The organism is Streptomyces sp. SID5643, from assembly GCF_009872555.1.
GTDB lineage: Bacteria > Actinomycetota > Actinomycetes > Streptomycetales > Streptomycetaceae > Streptomyces > Streptomyces iakyrus.
Genome location: NZ_WWIC01000251.1, coordinates 22326 through 39579, shown reverse-complemented (window position 1 = coordinate 39579; position 17254 = coordinate 22326). Strand labels below are relative to the sequence as shown.

The 17254-nt window shown below is 70.5% G+C and carries 16 protein-coding genes and 2 pseudogenes; 9 read left to right on the top strand and 9 right to left on the bottom strand.

What is annotated here, in order from left to right:
• The first annotated feature begins 12 nt into the window (after positions 1-12).
• Genes GTY56_RS28080 through GTY56_RS28065 form a run of 4 tightly spaced genes read left to right on the top strand, consistent with a single transcriptional unit; the run spans position 13 to position 3617 of the window.
• Positions 13-1008: a branched-chain amino acid ABC transporter permease gene (locus tag GTY56_RS28080; RefSeq protein WP_161368104.1), complete on the top strand. Its 996-nt coding sequence runs from the start codon at positions 13-15 to the stop codon at positions 1006-1008.
• A gap of 11 nt (positions 1009-1019) precedes the next feature.
• Positions 1020-2012, top strand: a complete 993-nt coding sequence (locus tag GTY56_RS28075; protein ID WP_161368103.1) for a branched-chain amino acid ABC transporter permease — start codon at positions 1020-1022, stop codon at positions 2010-2012.
• A complete protein-coding gene (locus tag GTY56_RS28070) occupies positions 2002-2874 on the top strand; it encodes an ATP-binding cassette domain-containing protein (RefSeq protein ID WP_202510837.1) in 873 nt (290 codons plus the stop codon). The genes GTY56_RS28075 and GTY56_RS28070 overlap by 11 nt, the downstream gene beginning before the upstream one ends.
• Positions 2875-2876: 2 nt before the next feature.
• Complete coding sequence (locus GTY56_RS28065) at positions 2877-3617, top strand: ABC transporter ATP-binding protein (protein ID WP_161368101.1); 741 nt, start codon at positions 2877-2879, stop codon at positions 3615-3617.
• A gap of 22 nt (positions 3618-3639) precedes the next feature.
• Here the strand turns inward: GTY56_RS28065 and GTY56_RS28060 are convergent, their stop codons facing one another.
• The 3 genes from GTY56_RS28060 to GTY56_RS28050 form a co-directional block, all read right to left on the bottom strand.
• Entirely contained in the window at positions 3640-4887 is a 1248-nt protein-coding gene (locus GTY56_RS28060) for an ABC transporter substrate-binding protein (RefSeq protein WP_161368099.1), read from the bottom strand.
• Between the two features lie 170 nt (positions 4888-5057).
• Positions 5058-6434, bottom strand: a complete 1377-nt coding sequence (locus tag GTY56_RS28055; RefSeq protein WP_161368098.1) for a pyridoxal phosphate-dependent decarboxylase family protein — start codon at positions 6432-6434, stop codon at positions 5058-5060.
• Between the two features lie 304 nt (positions 6435-6738).
• Positions 6739-7314, bottom strand: coding sequence for a CGNR zinc finger domain-containing protein (locus GTY56_RS28050; RefSeq protein ID WP_161368097.1), 576 nt, complete (start codon positions 7312-7314; stop codon positions 6739-6741).
• A gap of 102 nt (positions 7315-7416) precedes the next feature.
• Between GTY56_RS28050 and GTY56_RS28045 the strand changes: the two genes are divergently transcribed.
• Positions 7417-8589 (top strand): epoxide hydrolase family protein, encoded by a 1173-nt coding sequence (locus tag GTY56_RS28045; RefSeq protein WP_161368096.1) that lies wholly within the window; start codon positions 7417-7419, stop codon positions 8587-8589.
• A 176-nt stretch (positions 8590-8765) separates the two neighbouring features.
• Here GTY56_RS28045 and GTY56_RS28040 read toward each other — a convergent pair whose 3' ends face one another.
• From GTY56_RS28040 to GTY56_RS28030, 3 genes are all read right to left on the bottom strand, one after another.
• Complete coding sequence (locus GTY56_RS28040; protein ID WP_161368095.1) at positions 8766-9152, bottom strand: hypothetical protein; 387 nt, start codon at positions 9150-9152, stop codon at positions 8766-8768.
• An 86-nt stretch (positions 9153-9238) separates the two neighbouring features.
• Positions 9239-9697: a hypothetical protein gene (locus GTY56_RS28035; protein ID WP_161368094.1), complete on the bottom strand. Its 459-nt coding sequence runs from the start codon at positions 9695-9697 to the stop codon at positions 9239-9241.
• Positions 9698-9839: 142 nt separating this feature from the next.
• A complete protein-coding gene (locus GTY56_RS28030; protein WP_161368093.1) occupies positions 9840-10439 on the bottom strand; it encodes a TetR/AcrR family transcriptional regulator in 600 nt (199 codons plus the stop codon).
• 212 nt (positions 10440-10651) lie between these two features.
• Here GTY56_RS28030 and GTY56_RS28025 point away from each other — a divergent pair, with 212 nt between their 5' ends.
• A complete protein-coding gene (locus GTY56_RS28025) occupies positions 10652-12181 on the top strand; it encodes an FAD-dependent monooxygenase (RefSeq protein ID WP_237525072.1) in 1530 nt (509 codons plus the stop codon).
• 95 nt (positions 12182-12276) lie between these two features.
• The gene (locus GTY56_RS41205) at positions 12277-12405 is read left to right on the top strand and encodes an alpha/beta fold hydrolase (RefSeq protein WP_272923400.1); all 129 of its coding nucleotides are present in this window, start codon (positions 12277-12279) and stop codon (positions 12403-12405) included.
• Between the two features lie 16 nt (positions 12406-12421).
• Here GTY56_RS41205 and GTY56_RS28020 read toward each other — a convergent pair whose 3' ends face one another.
• Complete coding sequence (locus GTY56_RS28020; protein WP_161368092.1) at positions 12422-13930, bottom strand: cryptochrome/photolyase family protein; 1509 nt, start codon at positions 13928-13930, stop codon at positions 12422-12424.
• A 243-nt stretch (positions 13931-14173) separates the two neighbouring features.
• On the opposite strand from GTY56_RS28020, the pseudogene GTY56_RS28015 reads away from it, so the two are divergent.
• Positions 14174-14413: pseudogene (locus GTY56_RS28015) on the top strand (telomere-associated protein Tap); the annotation flags it as partial.
• Positions 14414-14441: 28 nt separating this feature from the next.
• A pseudogene (gene tpg, locus GTY56_RS28010) lies at positions 14442-14998 on the top strand (telomere-protecting terminal protein Tpg).
• Positions 14999-15508: 510 nt separating this feature from the next.
• Here the strand turns inward: tpg and GTY56_RS28005 are convergent.
• Both GTY56_RS28005 and GTY56_RS28000 read right to left on the bottom strand, forming a co-directional pair.
• Positions 15509-16417, bottom strand: a complete 909-nt coding sequence (locus GTY56_RS28005; RefSeq protein ID WP_161368091.1) for an SDR family oxidoreductase — start codon at positions 16415-16417, stop codon at positions 15509-15511.
• A 36-nt stretch (positions 16418-16453) separates the two neighbouring features.
• A complete protein-coding gene (locus GTY56_RS28000) occupies positions 16454-17230 on the bottom strand; it encodes an SDR family oxidoreductase (RefSeq protein WP_161368090.1) in 777 nt (258 codons plus the stop codon).
• Positions 17231-17254 lie beyond the last annotated feature (24 nt).

Sequence of the window (17254 nt, the reverse complement as noted above, 5' to 3'; positions counted from 1 at the left end):
ACCGGAACCATCATGCGCCGTCAGCGGATGCTCGTACCGGTCCTCACCCTGGTCCTCGTCATGGTGCCCGTGGCCTCTGCGCGGGCACAGGGTGAGGAAGTCCCGCGCGGGCCCACCTTCGCCGCGCGCGCTTTGCAGGCGCTGATCGACGGCATCCAGTTCGGAGTGATCATCGCGATCACCTCGGTAGGACTCTCGCTGATCTTCGGGACCATCCATCTGATCAACTTCGCGCACGGCGAGTTCGTCACCATCGGTGCCACCTTCGCGTTTTTCCTCAACGTCTCCCCGGCCGGTCCCGGATGGCACCTGATCCCCGCCGCCCTCGCCGCCGTGGTCTTCGGCGCCCTGCTAAGCGGGGCCGTCGAGCGCGGTGTCTGGCGCCCGCTGCGGGCCCGGGGCACCGGGCTGATCAACATGTTCATCGTCACCATCGGGCTCTCGCTGCTGCTGCGCCACGTCGTACTCGTGCTGTACGGAACCCGGCCCGCCTCCTACGCCCAGTACGACATCCAGAGCGCCCTCGACCTGGGCCCGGCCGGTATCACCCCGCGGGACCTCACCGTCACCCTGCTCTCCGTACTGGTCCTGCTCGGCACCGCCGCGCTCCTGCAGAAGACCAGGATCGGAACGGCCGTCCGGGCCGTCTCCGCCAACCGGGACCTCGCCGAGGCGTCGGGCATCGACGTCCAGCGGGTGGTGCTCTTCGTGTGGATGCTCGGCGGAGGGCTGGCCGCGCTCGGCGGGGTCTTCTTCGGTCTGGTGGAGATCGTCACCTGGGACATGGGCTTCAAGCTCCTGCTGCTCATGTTCGCGGGCATCATCCTCGGCGGCCTCGGCTCCGCCTACGGTGCGATGGTCGGCAGCCTCGTCATCGGCATCGTCGCCCAGATGTCCACCCTGTGGTTCCCGGTCGACCTGCAGTACGCGTGGGCGCTGCTCGTCCTCATCCTCGTCCTGCTCGTCCGGCCGCAGGGCATCCTCGGCCGGGCCGAACGCATCGGGTGAGGGGGCGTGCCATGGACTTCTCGGCCATCGTCTCCGACGCCCTGCGCTCGGGAATCGGCCCCATCGCCGCCGTCTACGCCCTCGCCGCCATGGGACTGAACCTGCACTTCGGCTACACGGGCCTGCTGAACTTCGGCCAGGTCGGATTCATGCTGGTCGGCGGCTACGGGCTCGCCATCACGGTGTCGACGTACGACGGCCCGATGTGGCTCGGCGTCCTGGGCGGCATCGCCTGCGCGATCGTGCTGGCCCTGCTGCTCGGCCTGCCCACGCTGCGGCTGCGCGCCGACTACCTCGCGATCACCACGATCGCGGCAGGGGAGGCGCTGCGGCTCTTCTACCGGTCCAGCTGGGCCGAACCCGTCACCGGCGGGGTGTTCGGGCTACAGCGCTTCGCCAATGACTTCTACGCCCTCAGCCCCATCGAACCCGGCACCTACGGCGTGTGGCTCGTGCGGTTCAGCTCCCGCGACCTCTGGGTGATGATCGTCGGCTGGGCACTGGTGCTCGTGGTCGGAGGACTGCTCGCCCTGCTGATCCACAGCCCCTGGGGGCGGGTCATCCGGTCCATCCGTGAGGACGAGGTCGCCGCACGCAGCCTCGGCAAGAACGTCTACTCCTACAAGATGCAGAGCCTCGCGCTCGGCGGCGTCATCGGGGCGGTCGCGGGCATGATGCAGGCCATCCAGGTGCAGTCGGTGAACCCGGACAACTACGACCCGGGCGTCACGTTCTTCCTGTACACGCTGCTCGTGCTCGGAGGCGCCGGACGGATTCTCGGGCCGGTCGTCGGATCGATCCTGTTCTGGTTCGTCCTCAGCTTCCTCGACAGCGCGCTGCGCCAGGCCATCGATGCCGGGCACATCTCGCCGGACCTCATCAGCACCTCGGAGGTCGGCGCCGTGCGCTTCGCCCTGGTCGGGGTCGCCCTCATCCTGCTGGTCGCCTTCCGGCCGCAGGGCATTCTCGGCAGCCGGAAGGAGATGCTGCTCAGTGGCCGCTGACCCGGTCGTGCCCCACCCGGGCCGGCTCTCCGCGATCCATCCCGAGCCCGGGGTGCGCAAGCCCGACCCCCTGCTGGTCCTGGACCAGGTGACCCGCACCTTCGGCGGCCTGGTCGCCGTGCGGGTCGAGCACCTGGAGGTGCAGCGCGGGGCCATCACCGCGCTCATCGGGCCCAACGGCGCCGGCAAGACCACGCTGTTCAACGTGGTGAGCGGGTTCGACCGGGCCGACGGCGGCCGGTGGTCGTTCGAGGGGCAGCCGCTCACCGGCTCCCCGGCACACCGGGTGGCGCGCCGGGGACTGGTCCGTACGTTCCAGCTTTCCAGAGCGCTCGCCCGGCTGACGGTGCTGGAGAACCTGCTGCTCGCCGCGCCCGGGCAACGCGGCGAAGGGGCGCTGCCCGCGCTGCTGCGACCGCTGTGGCGCGGACAGGAGCGGGAGTCCGAGCGCCGGGCCGACGAACTGCTGGACCGGTTCCGGCTCGGTCCCCTGCGCGACGACTTCGCCGGCACCCTCTCCGGCGGGCAGCGCAAACTGCTGGAACTGGCCCGAGCGCTCATGACCCGGCCGGTGATGCTCCTGCTCGACGAACCGATGGCCGGAGTGAACCCCGCGCTGGCCCAGTCGCTGCTCGGACACATCACGCGGCTGCGGGACGAGGGACTGACGGTGTGCTTCGTCGAGCACGACATGGACGTGGTGATGGGCATCAGCGACTGGGTGGCCGTCATGGCCGACGGCCGCCTGGTCGCCGAGGGCCCACCCCACACGATCGGCCGGAACGCCGCCGTCGTGGACGCCTACCTGGGCAGGCGGCACGACGAGCCGGAGGCCACCGGCGAACAGGGCGAGGAGGAGTAGCGATGTCCGCCGAGGAACAGGCGCCGGTGCTGGCGGCCGACGGGATCGTCGCCGGTTACGTGCCGGGCGTCGACGTCCTGCGCGGATGCAGCGTCGAGGTGCGGCCGGGCGAGGTGGTCGGCGTGATCGGCCCCAACGGTGCCGGCAAGTCGACCTTGGTCAAGGCCGTCTTCGGGCTGCTGCGAACACGCGGCGGGACCGTGCGGCTGCACGGCGAGGACGTCACCGGACGGCCCGCGCACGAGATGGTCCGGAGGGGCGTCGGCTACGTGCCGCAGTTGCAGAACGTGTTTCCCACGCTGACCGTCGAGGAGAATCTGCGGATGGGCGTCTATCTGCGGCCCAAGGACCAGGCGCGGCGGGTCGCGGCGGTCGAGGAGCTCTTCCCCCTGCTGGCCGACCGCCGCAAGCAGAAGGCCGGCGCCATGTCCGGGGGCGAGCGCCAGATGCTCGCGATGGCCCGCGCCCTGATGATGGAGCCGCGGCTGCTGTTGCTCGACGAGCCGTCGGCCGGCCTGTCGCCCCTGCACCAGGACCACGTCTTCGACCGGTGCAGAATGATCAACAGCGCGGGCGTCGCCGTGCTCATGGTCGAGCAGAACGCCCGCAGGTGCCTCCAGCTCTGCGACCGCGGCTACGTCCTCGACCAGGGCCGCAACGCGTACACCGGCACGGGCACGGCCCTGTTGCACGACGAGAAGGTGATCGAGCTCTACCTCGGCACCCTCGCCCGCGTCCGTTGATCTCCGCCGGCGGTCCTCTCCGTCACTCCTCGGCCCTGCTGGTCTCGGTGCGCAGGGTCTGGAGCTTCCCTGCGTCGTCGTAGCCGTACACCTCGATCGACGCCTGGCCGGGTTCGCCCTTGTCGGTGAAGTCGAGCGGGCCGCTCACACCGTCGTAGTCGATGTCCTTGCCGTCGGCGAGCAGCTCCTTGCAGGCGGCGAACGAGTTGCACTTCTCGCCGTCCTTGGTGATCCCGTTCATCTCCTTCACGTACTCGCCCGGATCGTCGGACTCCGCCTTCTCGGCGGCGAGCGCGATCGTCGTCGCGCAGTCGAACACCTGCGGCGCGAACTGCAGCTCCTTGAGGTCCGGCGCGAACTCCTGGAGGTCCTTCACGTACTGCTCGTTCGAAGCCGAGGCCGGCGCGGTCCCCTTCATCCCGGAGAGCCTCTCGGGCTGGCCCGGGGCGACCAGCGAGGGCAGTTCCTCGCTGCGCAGGCCGTCTGCGCCGTAGACGCCGATCCGGTCGGGCCCGAGTCCGGACTCGATCATGCCTTGAAGGATCTGGGTGCCTTCCTCGAAGGCGATCACCACGGCGGCGTCCGGATCGGAGTTCTCCACCTGCTGGACGACCTGGTCGAAGTTGCTCGCCTTGGGGTCGTAGGTCTCGGCCAGCGTCACCGTCGCACCGCGCTCCTCCAGCGTCTTGCGGGTGGCCTCCATCAGGCCGCGCCCGTAGTCGTCCGCCCGTGCGACCAGGGCCACCCGGTCGTGACCGTCGTCGCGGACGACATCGGCCAGGATGGGACCCTGCAACGCGTCGCTCGGGACGGTACGGAAGTAGAAGCCGTCGTCCTCGTAGTCGGTGAAGGTCGGCGCGGTGTTCGACCCCGAGCACTGCACCACGCCCGCACCGGTCACCCGGTCGATGAACGCCAGCGACATGCCGGAAGCCGCGGCGCCGACGATCGCGTCCACGCCTGCCGCCAGGACCCGGTCGGCCGACTGTGCGGCCACCGCCTCCTGGCCCGCCTCGTCACTGGAGACCACGGTCGGCACGGACTTGCCCAGAACCCCGCCGGCGTCGTTGATCTTCTCTATCGCGAACTTGAGGGACTCGATCTGCGGCGGGCCGAGGTAGGCCAGCTGTCCCGTCTCCGGCAGGACGTAGCCGAACTGGAGCTCACCGTCGCCGGGATCGGCCTGGGCGGTGCCGGTCGTACCGCAGACGGCTATCACAAGAGCGGCCGCGCTCGCGAAGATCGCGGACCGCCGTATCGACGCTTTCATCTCCGCCTCCGCTCATACAGGCGGCGGTGGTCGACTGGCCGGCCATCGCCCGCCATCTCTACATGAGGTTAGATCTCATCCGGAGTCCGGAAAAGCATGAAACGTACATTTTTTCGATTGGGTGCACTCAGCCGGCCTCGACGTCACGGAAGAGGCGGAGGCCGCCAGGGTCACGACGCCCGCGTCAGCCGCACGATCGCCGCGATCGACCGGTCGACGTCGGCCTCCGTCGTGGCCTGGCCGGAGACCGAGATGCGCATCAGCCGTCGGCCGCGCCAGGTGGTGGCGCCCATCCAGCAGGTGCCGTCGTCCTGCACGGCCCGCACCACCCGGTCGGTGCGGGCGTCGTCGCCGAAGTCGACGAGAACCTGGTTGAGCATCACGTCGTTGACCACATCGAAGCCCGCCGCGGTGAGACCGTCGGCGAAACGGCGGGCGAGGGAGCAGCAGCGGTCCACGAGCGCGGCGACGCCGTCCCGGCCGAGTTCACGCAGTGCCGCCCAGGTGGCGAAGCCGCGCGCGTGACGGGAGGACTCGGCGGTGTAGTCGGCGCCACCGACCGGAGCGCCGTCGGCGCGGGTGAGGTAGGAGGCGGTGTACGCCAGGGCATCGGCGTGGACGGCGGGGCGGGAGCAGAAGGCGTAGCCGCAGTCGTAGGGCACATTCAGCCACTTGTGGCCGTCGCAGGCCCAGGAGTCGGCCAGTCCGACCCCGTCGACGAGGGGGCGGGTCGCCGGGCTCGCGGCCGCCCACAGGCCGAAGGCGCCGTCGACGTGTACCCAGCCGCGGTGGGCGTGCGCGACATCGCAGGCGGTACGGAGATCGTCGCAAGCCCCGGTGTTCACGTTGCCCGCCTGCGTGCAGACGATCACCGGGGTGTCCGGATCGGATGCCAGTACGCGGCGGAGGTCCTCGGTGTCGAGGGCGCCGCGTCCGTCCGTGCGGATCGTCTCCACGCAGTCGGTGCCCAGGCCGAGCAGCCGCAGCGAGCGGTCGATGGTGGCGTGACGCTCCTCGCCGGCGACCACCCGCAGGCGCGGGGCGCCGCCCAGCCCCTTGCGCGCGACGTCCCAGCCGGCCCGGGTGAGCAAGTGCTGCCGGGCTGCCGCCAGCCCCGCGGTGTTGGCCGCCTGCCCTCCGGTGACGAACCCGGCGGACGCCGTGGCGGGGAGGCCGAGCAGGTCTTTCAGCCAGGCGCCCGCCGCCTCCTCCGCGGCGAGGGCGGCGGGGGAGAGCGCGGCGTTGAAGGCGTTCTGATCCCACCCGGCGGCGAGGATCTCAGCGGCGGTGGCCGCGGGCAGCGCCCCGCCGACGACGAAACCGAAGAAGCGCGGTCCCGCGGTCGCGACGAGTCCTGTCTCGGCGGCGGCCACCAACTCGTCGATCACCGTGAGCGGGTCGGCGGGGGAGTGGTCCAAGGGGCGGGAGAAGGCGGCGCGCAGGGCCGCGTGGTCCACGGGGCGTGCCACCGGGCGCCCGGGCAGCGAGCGGCGGTAGGCGGCGGCATGCTCGGCGGCGTGACGGATGACCCTGGTCAGCTCGTCCATGCCCGGACCGTAACCGCCCGTGCCGGCGGCCGGGAACGGCCAATGGGGGGAAACTGGCCTGTTCGGGAACCGGTTAGGGCGAGACGGTCCGTCTTGTTTCGGTGAGGGCATGGCGTTCCCCTGTGAACCTCACTCGGCCGATCCCTGCCCGGTGACGCTGTTCCGGGTGGCGCGGTGGCCGCATGCTGATGTGCTCGCCCGATCGTGGAATCCCGGTTGCTGAGTCGCGCGACGACCGGCCTCAGCTGTCACATGCCCAACTGATCGTCTCTGCCGCGGACATGGGGGCGGCCGTGCCCTCAGCTCACTCCGCTGATCCGAGGGCCTTGCGCTGGTTGGCATGGAAGCGCGCCTTCTTCTGGCGATTCCCGCACGTGTTCATGTCGCACCATCTGCGGGTGCGACTTCGGCTGGTGTCGAAGAAGGCGGCCCGGCAGGTCGGTGATGCGCACAAGGCCAGTCTCCCGTCCCGTTCGCCGGCGATGACGCTGATCGCATCGGCGGCGATCACGCTCAGGGCGTCTTCCACACAGGAAGCCGAGCCGAGCCGCCACTGCCGCTTTCCTTCAGGCGTGAGGATCGCGGCAGCCCGCCCTTCGACACTGCGGTCATTGATGACGTGGACGGCGGATTCAGGGAGCGGACCCTGCATCGCGGCCGCTGTCGCGGCGGCGTGAATCGACTCCCTCAGTTCCCGGGCGGCGTCGAGCTGGGCAGTGGTGCAGGAGCCCACGTCGAGGCCACTCACTGCCAGCCAGTCGACGAGTCGGTGCGGCGTGGGAATGCGCTCCACGGCGTTGCCGTGACGCTCCGTCAGGGTCGCCGTGAAGCTGGTCGCCAGCACCTTGCCGAGACGGAAGTCAGGGAACTCATCACGCATGGAACCACCTTAGCCGGTTGCGGTCTGACGTGACGATCTGTTAGAACCGTCTTAGCTGGTTCCTTACAGTTCGTAGCCGGTTCCGCGATGGCAGGAGTCCTCATGCCCCGTCCGACCAGTGACGTGCAAGCATTCGAAAGCCAGGCAACCGACGCCGACCTCGACGATCTGCGCGCCCGACTCGCCGCGGCGCGACTGCCGGAGACCGAGACGGTCCATCGCCCCGCGCCCGACCCTCGCCGATGGGAGCAGGGCGTTCCCCTCGCCGACCTCGTGGATGTCGTGAACTACTGGCGCACCGGGTACGACTGGCGGGCGTTCGAAAAGCGTCTCGCCCGTATCGGCCAGTTCCGCACGACCATTGACGATCTGGGCATCCACTTCCTGCACCGCCGGTCCGCCCGCGCGGATGCCACTCCGCTGATCCTGACGCACGGCTGGCCGGGCAGCATCGCCGAGTTCATCGATGTCGTGGACGAGCTGGCAGATCCGAAGGACGCGGACGCGCCGGCGTTCCACGTCGTGGTCCCGTCGCTGCCCGGCTTCGGTTACAGCGACAAGCCGGTTGCCACCGGGTGGGGAACCGAGAAGATCGCTGCCGCATGGGTGGAACTGATGGGACGGCTCGGCTACAGCCGGTTCGTGGCCCAGGGCGGCGACTGGGGAGGCAACATCACCACGGTTCTCGGCGGCAGGTTCCCGGCGCAGGTTCTCGGCATCCACACGACGTTCGCGGAGGCACCGCCCGGGGTGACAACGGACGGGCTGACCGCGGTCGAGCGCAAGTGGACCGAGGAAACACACCACTTCTGGCGCCACCGCGCCGCGTACGCGAAGCAGCAGGCGACCCGGCCGCAGACCATCGGCTACTCGCTGGTCGACTCACCGGTCGGCCTCCTTGCCTGGATCCTCGACAAGTTCGCCGAGTGGTCGGACACCGAGGACAGCCCGTTCGAGAGGATTTCCCGGGACCGCATTCTGGACAACGTCACCCTCTACTGGCTGACGCGGACCGGCGCATCGGCGGCCCGCATCTACTACGAAAGCCACAACTCGCTGGATCCCGAACTGCGGGTCGACGTCCCGTCAGCCATCAGCATGTATCCCCGCGACATCGAGAAGTGCCCACGTCCCTGGGCGCGGGAGCGGTACCGGCAGATCGTCCGATGGAGGTCACCCGAGACCGGCGGACACTTCCCGTCGCTGGAGGTGCCCGAGTATTTCGTCAAGGACCTTCAAGAGGGCCTTGCGGCCGTGCTGGCTGCTTCCAGGTGAACTCGGCTCGGTGGAACCGGCACTCGATGACCGGCGGCCCGGCTCGGGACCGTTCGTGCAACGGGGTCTGCGCCTCTCGGCCGACGGAAAGGCGGCGACCGAGCTGCTGCTCCCGAGTCCGGGCCGTGGCCGCCTCGGAGTGTGGTGAGACGGCCCGGGCGGTCGAGGTGCCGGCGTCAGCAGGGCTGAGGGATGCCGTTACCGATGTGGGTGGGGACCGGGTCGGTCTCGCTGTAGATGTCCGTGTCCTTCATCCAGCCCCACTTGCCGTTGTCGGCCTGCGTCCAGAGCCAACGGTTCGGGTGCGGGCCGCCGACGTAGGCGCCGGTGTCCCTGCGGCACTCGAACCAGCTCGGGTTCGAGTACATCTTGCCGACGGGACGGCTGGTGTCGGGGGTGGCGTAGACCGTGGCCCCCGAGACGTTGTTGCAGTACATCCGCATGCCGCCATCGCCCCACCAGCACGGGTTCGCTGCCTCGGCCGTACCGGAGAAGACGGTGCCCAGAGCGGTGAGTGCCACGCCGGCGACGAGGGCGGAGAGCTTGCGCGTGGGTGCTTTCAAGGTGATCCCCCTGTGGTGGAGTCGGTCAGATCCGGGCCGTGGGGCCCGTGAGGTGGTCTGTGCCGCTGGAGAAAAGCGTGCCGCTGCTACCAGATTCCGCTCTGGATGTACGGGTTGACGGCCCTGAGGTTGCTGTCGTAGCCGGCCCTGAACACGTAGTTCGGGTCGGACTGAGTGAGCCACCCGGACGTGTGCGCATAGCCCGTGCCGTCCGACAGATACGTGCCGTCGGCGAAGGACCAGGTTCTGCCGCCGTCCCTGCTGATGTCGAGCCAGATCCAGCCGCGCGGGTCCCAGCCGGAGCCGACGAGCCGTCCCCAGCCGTACTGGTAGCCGTTGTAGTAGCCGGAGCGGAGCTCGATGCCGATGGTGCCGCGCTGGTTCGGGGCGTGTGTCACGCGGTTGGTGGTGGCCATCACCTGGTCGGTGTTGATCGTTGCGGCAGCGGCGTTGGCAGGCGTCGCGAGGGCCGCGACACCCAGCGCGCCGAGCGATCCCGCTACCGCGGCGGACCCCGCCGACCTGAGCAGAGTCCTGCGGTCCATGGAGTGGCTCATGGATTCCCCGTTTCGAAGGTGAAGGCGCTGACCTGCGGACAGCGCCGTGCGCCGACCCTAGCGAGGAAGCGGGCGCTGAACTCCTGACACATGTCAGGGCAGAGCCGGCCGGGGATTCGCTCGGCGAGCCTCAGGGACTCGGCGCGGTCAGGTACCGCTGGATCGTCGGTGCCAGCCACGCCACGATCTCCGCCCGCGCCAGCCCCACCGCCGGCGGCATCCGCAATACGTACCGTGTGAGCGCCAGGCCCAGCAGCTGCGAGGCCATGAGCGCCGCCCGTGCCGGGACCTGCTCGGGGCCGGGGCACACCTGCCGGGTGACCGGCAGCAGTTGGTCCCGCAGGATGCCCTGCATGCGCTCCGCCCCGGCCTGGTTGGTCACACCCACCCGCAGCAGGGCGGTGAGAACCTCGTTGTTCTCCCACATGTCGAGGAAGTGCTCGACGAGGATCCGCCCCGCGTCCTGCCGGCGGTCCGCCCCGCTCACGTCCGGCAGTCGTAGGTCGATGGCGACGGCCGCCGCGAAGAGGCCCTCCTTGTTCCCGTAGTACCGCATCACCATGGACGGATCGATGTGCGCGTCCTTGGCGATGGCGCGGATGGTGGCCCGCTCGTACCCGTCGGTCGCGAAGCGCTCGCGGGCCGCCGTGAGGATCGCGCTGCGGGTGGCGTCCGAGCGGCGGGGAGTGCTGGAGCCGGGAGTCGCGGAGGTGCTGTCGCTGCCTTTCATGCCAACAAGCGTAGGCCAACAAATGTAGGTCACAGGTGCAGGTCACAAGTGCAGGTCAGCAAGTGTTGGCCAACAATCGTTTGCCAACAGCTGTTGACGTCTCTTCGGATGCGGCACTACCTTTGTCAACGAACGTTGGCCAACATCTGTTGGCAGGTGATGCGAGCACCTATGAGTCGATGGCAAGCAAGCGTTGGCAACAGGAGGCCACCATGAACGGCACCGCCACCCACCGCACCGTGATCGTCGTCGGCTCGGGCCCCACCGGCCTTCTCCTCGCCGGCGACCTCGCCACAGCCGGCGTCACCGTGACCCTCGTCGAGAAACGGCCGCGCAAGATCAGCAACCTCTCCCGCGCCTTCGGGGTCCACGCCCGGACCCTGGAGCAGCTCGACGCCCGCGGGCTGGCCGACGAACTCCTCACCACCGGAGACACCATCACCGGCCTGCGGCTCTTCCGTCGCCTCTCCCTCGACCTGAGCACGTTGCCCTCGCGTTTCCCGTTCCTGCTCATCACCCCGCAGTACGAGGTCGAGCGGCTCCTGGAGCGGCGGGCACGGGAGGCTGGGGTCGAGTTCGCGTACGAGAGCGAGGTCGTGGGGCTGCGACAGGACGACGACGGGGTCGACCTCGACGTGCGCGGCGAGGACGGGGCGGTCGTCACCCTCCGGGCGGCCTATGTCGTCGGCGCCGACGGTCACCGGAGCGCCGTACGAGAGGCCATCGGCCTGGACTTCCCCGGTGTCTCCGTCATCAAGTCGCTGATCCTGGCCGATGTCCGGCTGGCCGAGAAGCCCGAGGGCGTCCTCACCGTCAACGGCCGCGGCGACGCCTTCGCGATGATCGCCTCCTTCGGCGACGGCTGGTACCGCGTCATGGGCTGGAACCGCCGCAACGAGGTCTCCGACGACGCGCCGCTCGACCTCGACGAGATCAGGGAGATCACCCGCCGTGCCCTGGGCGCCGACTACGGCATGCACGATGCGCGCTGGCTCTCCCGTTTCCACAGTGAGGAGCGCCAGGCACCGCACTACCGGGTCGGGCGGGTCTTCCTCGCCGGGGACGCCGCGCACATCCACTCGCCGGCCGGCGGACAGGGCATGAACACCGGCCTCCAGGACGCCGCCAACCTGAGCTGGAAGCTCGCCGCGGCCGTCCAGGGCCGGGCGCCCGAAGGGCTCCTCGACAGCTACGAGGCCGAGCGGCACCCGGTCGGCAGGGCGGTGCTGCGCAGCAGTGGCGGACTGGTCCGGCTGGCCCGTGCGCGGAATCCGCTGGTGCGTGCCGCCCGCGCCCTGGTCTCCGCGTTCGTCGGCATGGCGCCGCCCGTCCAGCGCAAGGCTCTGGGCCAGATCACCGGGATCGGCTACGCCTACCCCTCCCCACGCGGCGCCCACCGCCTCACCGGCACCCGCGTCCCCGACGTCGCCCTGAAGAGCGGCCGGCTCTACGAGGCGCTGCGCGGCGGCCGGTTCGTGCTGATCACACCCGGGACGTACGAAGGCCCCGGTGCACGGGAGGGGTGGCTGACCGCGGAACGCTGGGCGGGTGACCGCCGTACGGCCGTCCTCGTACGGCCCGACGGATACGTGGCCTGGGCGGCGGAGGGCGCGGACGCGGCGGGGATCGAGGAGGCGGTGGCCCGGTATCAGGGCCAGGTGCCTCTCGCCGGATCGTCCGGGCGTCGCGGGGGCGCTGGGTCAAAGGCGGTCGAGCGGCGACGTGCCTCACGGCCGGACTGAATCGAACGACGGGGCCCAGCAGAGGCGTTGGGTGCACCGACGGCGCCTTTCGAACGCGGCCTCCTGCTTGCGACCACGACCACTCGGAAATCGCGGTGATCGCCGAACGGCTCGTCACCGGCATCCCCGGTGCCCGGGGCGAGACGATCCCGGACGCCGACCACTACCTGCCACTCCGTACCCCCGAACGTCTCACCGAGCTGCTGCTGTCGCACTTGCCCTGACACGCACCACGGGCGGTCAGGGTGCCCCGTCGCCCCGGTCCCGCTCCTGGCGCAGCACGTCGTCCAGGTCACCGAGCCGGTCCAGGCCCTGCACCGCGCGCCGCATCCGGGCGTTGCCCGACAACCGGTGCCTGTGCCGGTGAAGGAAGGCCCAGTAGCCGGCGGTGAAGGGGCACGCCCGCGGGCCGGTGCGGTCGGTGGGCCGGAACGCGCAGCCGTCGCACAGGTCGCTCATGCGGTGGATGTAAGCGCCGCCGGAGGTGTACGGCTTGGTGGTCATCCGGCCCCCGTCCGCGTACTGGGACATGCCCACCACGTTCGGCACCATCACCCAGTCGTAGCCGTCGACGAAGCAGCGGTGGAACCAGTCGGTGACGGCGGCCGGGTCCCAGCCGCGCTGAAGGGCGTGGCTGCCCAGCACCATCAGGCGGGGGATGTGGTGCGTCCATCCGGTGTCACGGACCTGGGCGAGCGCCGTGGCCAGACAGCGGGCGGTGACCGCGTCCGCGTCGAGTTCGCCGAAGTAGGCCGGCAACTCCCGGGTGTGCCCGAGTGCGTTGCCGTTTCGGTAGTCCTCGCCGAAATGCCAGTACAGCTGCCAGACGTACTCCCGCCAGCCCGCCACCTGCCGGACGAACCCCTCGGCGCTGTTCACGGGGACGCTGCCCTGCCGCCAGGCGCGCTCGGCGTGTTCCACACACTCGGCGGGGTGCAGCAGCCCCAGGTTCATCGAGGACGACAGCAGACTGTGGGCCATCACCGGATCTCCGGCCAGCATCGCGTCCTCGTACGGTCCGAAAGAGGACAGCCGGTGCGCCACGAAGCGGCGCAGCGCCGACAGTGCCTCGCGCCGGGTGGCGGGGAAACGGCGGGGGCCGTCCCGGCCGACGAACCGCACCCCGTCCTCGCGCTCCCACCGGTCGAGGTCCTGGCGCACCTCGGCGTCGATGTCGTCCTCCCGCGGCCGGTACGGCCCCGGCACGTCCAGTGCGGTGGCGCCGCGCGGCGGAGGCTCGCGATTGGCGTGATCGTGGTTGAACCGGCCCCCGGCGGGGCGGCCGCCGTCCATCAGCAGGTCGTGCCGTTCACGCACCCAGTGGTAGAAGTTCTCCTGGAGCAGCCGCCGTCCGCCGAGTCCCTCGGCCCAGCCGGCGAATTCCTCGTGCGGGACCAGGAAGCCGCGGGCGGGCAGCACCCGCACCCCCGGCAGGGAACGCACCAGGCGCAGCGCCGCGTACGAGGTGGGGTGGCACACGGTCACCCCTCCGTCGCCCACCGCGCGGCGCAGACCCTCGCGGTAGGTCTCCGCCCGCACGTACGTCATCCGCTCGCCCAGCTCCGCCGCGCGGTGCCGCATCGCCGAGAGCACCAGATGGGCCTTGGCGCGGTGGAATCGTCTGCGCCGGAAGACCGACTTCGCCTCGACCATCACCACGGGCGCCCCGCGGTCGGGGCCCTCCTCACGGGCGGGGGTGAGGAAATGCGGGCCGAGCTGGTCGCCGAAGAGCCAGTGCGGGGTGGACATGCAGGGAGCCTTCCGTCAGGGGCGGGGCATGCGGAGGGTTCGCCCACCGGAGCGGTACCGGATGCGGCGAACCGGAGAGCACCCCCCGTACGGGTGCTCAGTGGTTCTCTCCTGGCGACTGCAATGCCCTGACAGGTGTCAGGAAGACGTCGGCGATCAGGGTGAGTACGTTCCGGGGAATGTCGCAGTGCATCGCCCTGTGCCCCACCACCGGTGGGCGCCCGACCTGACCTGTTCGTTGCCCTGGCCGTCGCCTGGGCATGCGTCGTCTACCCCAGCCCCGGCCCCTCACCGCTGGACTTCCTCCCGTACGCCGCCTCCGGCAAGCCCCAGCCCGGCGGCTTCCGCCTCGGTCCGAGCCCGGGCATGGCGAAACTGGAAGGCGTCCAGGAGATGCTCTGGGCGGTCGACCTGATGGAGAAGGGCCTGAACCCCTCCCGCCACGTCAAGGGCGGCGACGCCGTGCTGGACGACGGCGAGTAGAGATCGAGCCGGGAAGGGAACCAGCACCGTGGGAGACATCGAGGACGCGATCGAGCGCGCCGACCAGGAGTCCTTCACCCGCCGACCGCCCAAGACGCTCAAGGGCCGGATCAACTTCCTGATGAGGCAGCTGAAGACGACACGGGCCGTCGCAGCGGAGCTCGGGGTGAGCCAGCGGTCGGTGGAGCGCTACCGCACGGGTGAGCGCAAACATCCGCCGTAGGCGATCCAGCAGAGGATCGATGCCGCCGTCCGGTCCCGCTGGCAGCCCCAGGTCCGCAGACGCCGGCGTGCGGAGGCCGCCACCAGGCGCGGTATCACGGTGGAGACAAGAGCCCGTTTTGGCTACACGGCCCCGGTCGGCACAACCGACGACGGCCGCTTCCGTCGTCTCACCGTGCATCTCCCCCCGGCGTACGCCCAGCAGCTGTTCGACGCCCGTGAGGCCGGCGCCACCGACCAGCATCTGCGCCAGATCATCGCCGACGGTTTCAGGACCACCTACTTCCAGGACGGCGGAGCCCGCGCCTGGATCTTTCCGAGGTAGCCATCAGCGACATCGACTACATCGACTTCGACTACTGAACGCGTCATGCGCCGGCGGGCCGGCCCGAACCGAACCCCCGGCGGTCCGACGCTCGTGGGACTGGCGGGGGTAGGTGAGGTGGTGTGCGGGCCTCGAGCTCCTGTGCGCCCGGCGGGCACCCTGCCGGTCACGCCCGGCACGGCGCACGGTTCGACCCATGGGGGATACCGGGGAACTGGAGTGCGCAGGCCGTGGTGACGGCAGGTGCCCGCAAGGAGCGGTGCTGACGATCGATGCCGGAATCGGGGTGTACCGGTGCGATGACTGCCGGCACTACTGGGGGCTGGACGAGACGGAGCCGGGCCGTCGTCCGGAGGCGGACGACGGGCCGACACGCCCCTTGGGCGATCCGGACGAGGCAGGGCACCGCGGGACCGCCGCATGAGACCGGTGACCGCCGCATGAGACCGGTGACCGCCACCATGGCGCGACTCATCATGCGGCGAAGTGCCCCCCGCTAGGGGGGGGCGGTGCCCGCCTCATCAGGAAAGCCCCCCCATCCACGGAGCTCACTGGGCCCCGTGCACCGGCTCCGGAGTCGTCGCCTCCGAGAGGAGTTTCAGCGCGGTCTCCCCGGCCTCGGCCGGGGACCACCGGGCGCCTTTGTCCGCCGTCGGACCCGGGCGCCACCCCTCCATGACCGTGATGCGACCGCCCTCCGCCTCGAAGACCCGCCCCGTCACACCGGCGCAGGCCGCGGAGCCGAGCCACACGACCAGCGGGGACACGTTCTCCGGGGCCATGGCGTCGAAGCCGGTGTCCGGGGCCGCCATGGTCTCCGCGAACGTCGCCTCGGTCATCCGGGTGCGCGCCGCCGGGGCGATGGCGTTGACCAGGACGCCGTAACGGCCCATCTCAGCGGCGGCGACCAAGGTCAGCCCGATGATCCCGGCCTTGGCCGTGGAGTAGTTGCCCTGGCCGACACTCCCCGACAGCCCCGCTCCACTGGTGGTGTTGACGACCCGGGCCGCCGGTGCACGGCCCGCCTTTGCTTCGGCACGCCAGTGGGCCGCCGCGTACTTCAGCGGAAGGAAGTGCCCCGTGAGGTGGACGCGCAGGACGGCGTCCCAGTCGTCCTCGCCCAGATTCACCAGCATGCGGTCGCGCAGGAACCCGGCGTTGTTGACCAGGGTGTCGAGGCGGCCGTAGGTCTCGACGGCGGCGCGGATCAATGAGGCCGCGCCCTCCGTCGTGGCGACGTCCCCGCCGTGGGCGACCGCCTGCCCTCCGCGGGCAACGATCTCGTCGACGACGAGCTGGGCGGGCCCCGTACCGGAGCCGGTCCCGTCCGGGCCGACGCCCAGGTCGTTCACGACGACCTTCGCCCCCTCGGCGGCGAGGGCGAGGGCGTGCGCCCGGCCGAGTCCGCGCCCCGCCCCCGTGACGATCGCGACACGTTCGCTGCACAGTCCGGACATGGTCTGGGTCCTTCCGCTGGAAGTCGGGAAGCGGGTTCAGCTGTGGGCGGTTGCTGCGTCGAGGAAGGCCGGGCGTTCACCTCCCCCATGGACGAGCAGACTCGCACCGCTGATGTACGCCGCGCGATCGGAGACGAGGAAGACACAGGCGTCGCCCACCTCGTCCGGGTCGGCGAGCCGGCCGAGCGGCACGGTGCGGCCGACGGCCGCGACGCCGTTCTCGTCGCCGTAGTGCAGACGCGACAACTCGGTGCGCACCATGCCGAGGACGAGGGTGTTGACCCTGACCAGTGGGGCCCATTCCACGGCCATGCTGCGGGCCAGCTGCTCCAGCCCCGCCTTGGCCGCGCCGTAGGCCGCCGAGCCCGGTGACGGACGACTGCCGCTGACACTGCCGATCATGACGATCGACCCGCCGCCGGGCTGGGCGCGCATCAGCTCGTAGGCGGCGAGGGAGGCGGTCAGGGGAGCGAGCAGGTTCAACTCGACGACCCGCGCGTGCCGTTGGGCCCCGCCTTCGTCGAGCGTCCGGTACGGCGTGCCCCCGGCGTTGTTGACGAGGACGTCCAGCCTGCCGTACTCGCCTCTCACATCCGTGAAGAAGGCGCCGACGGCGTCCGCGTCACGCAGGTCGACCGGCAGGAACCGGGCGGTGCGCCCCGCCGCTTCGACGGGCCGGTCCGCGGGGCGCCGGGCGCAGGTCACCACCTCGGCTCCGGCCTCCAGCAGGGCCCGGGTGATGCCCGCGCCCACGCCCCTCGTGCCGCCGGTGACCACCGCGACGCGTCCGCTCAGGTCGGTGATCGTTGCCATGGGGGACCTCCCGCGAGGCGTACT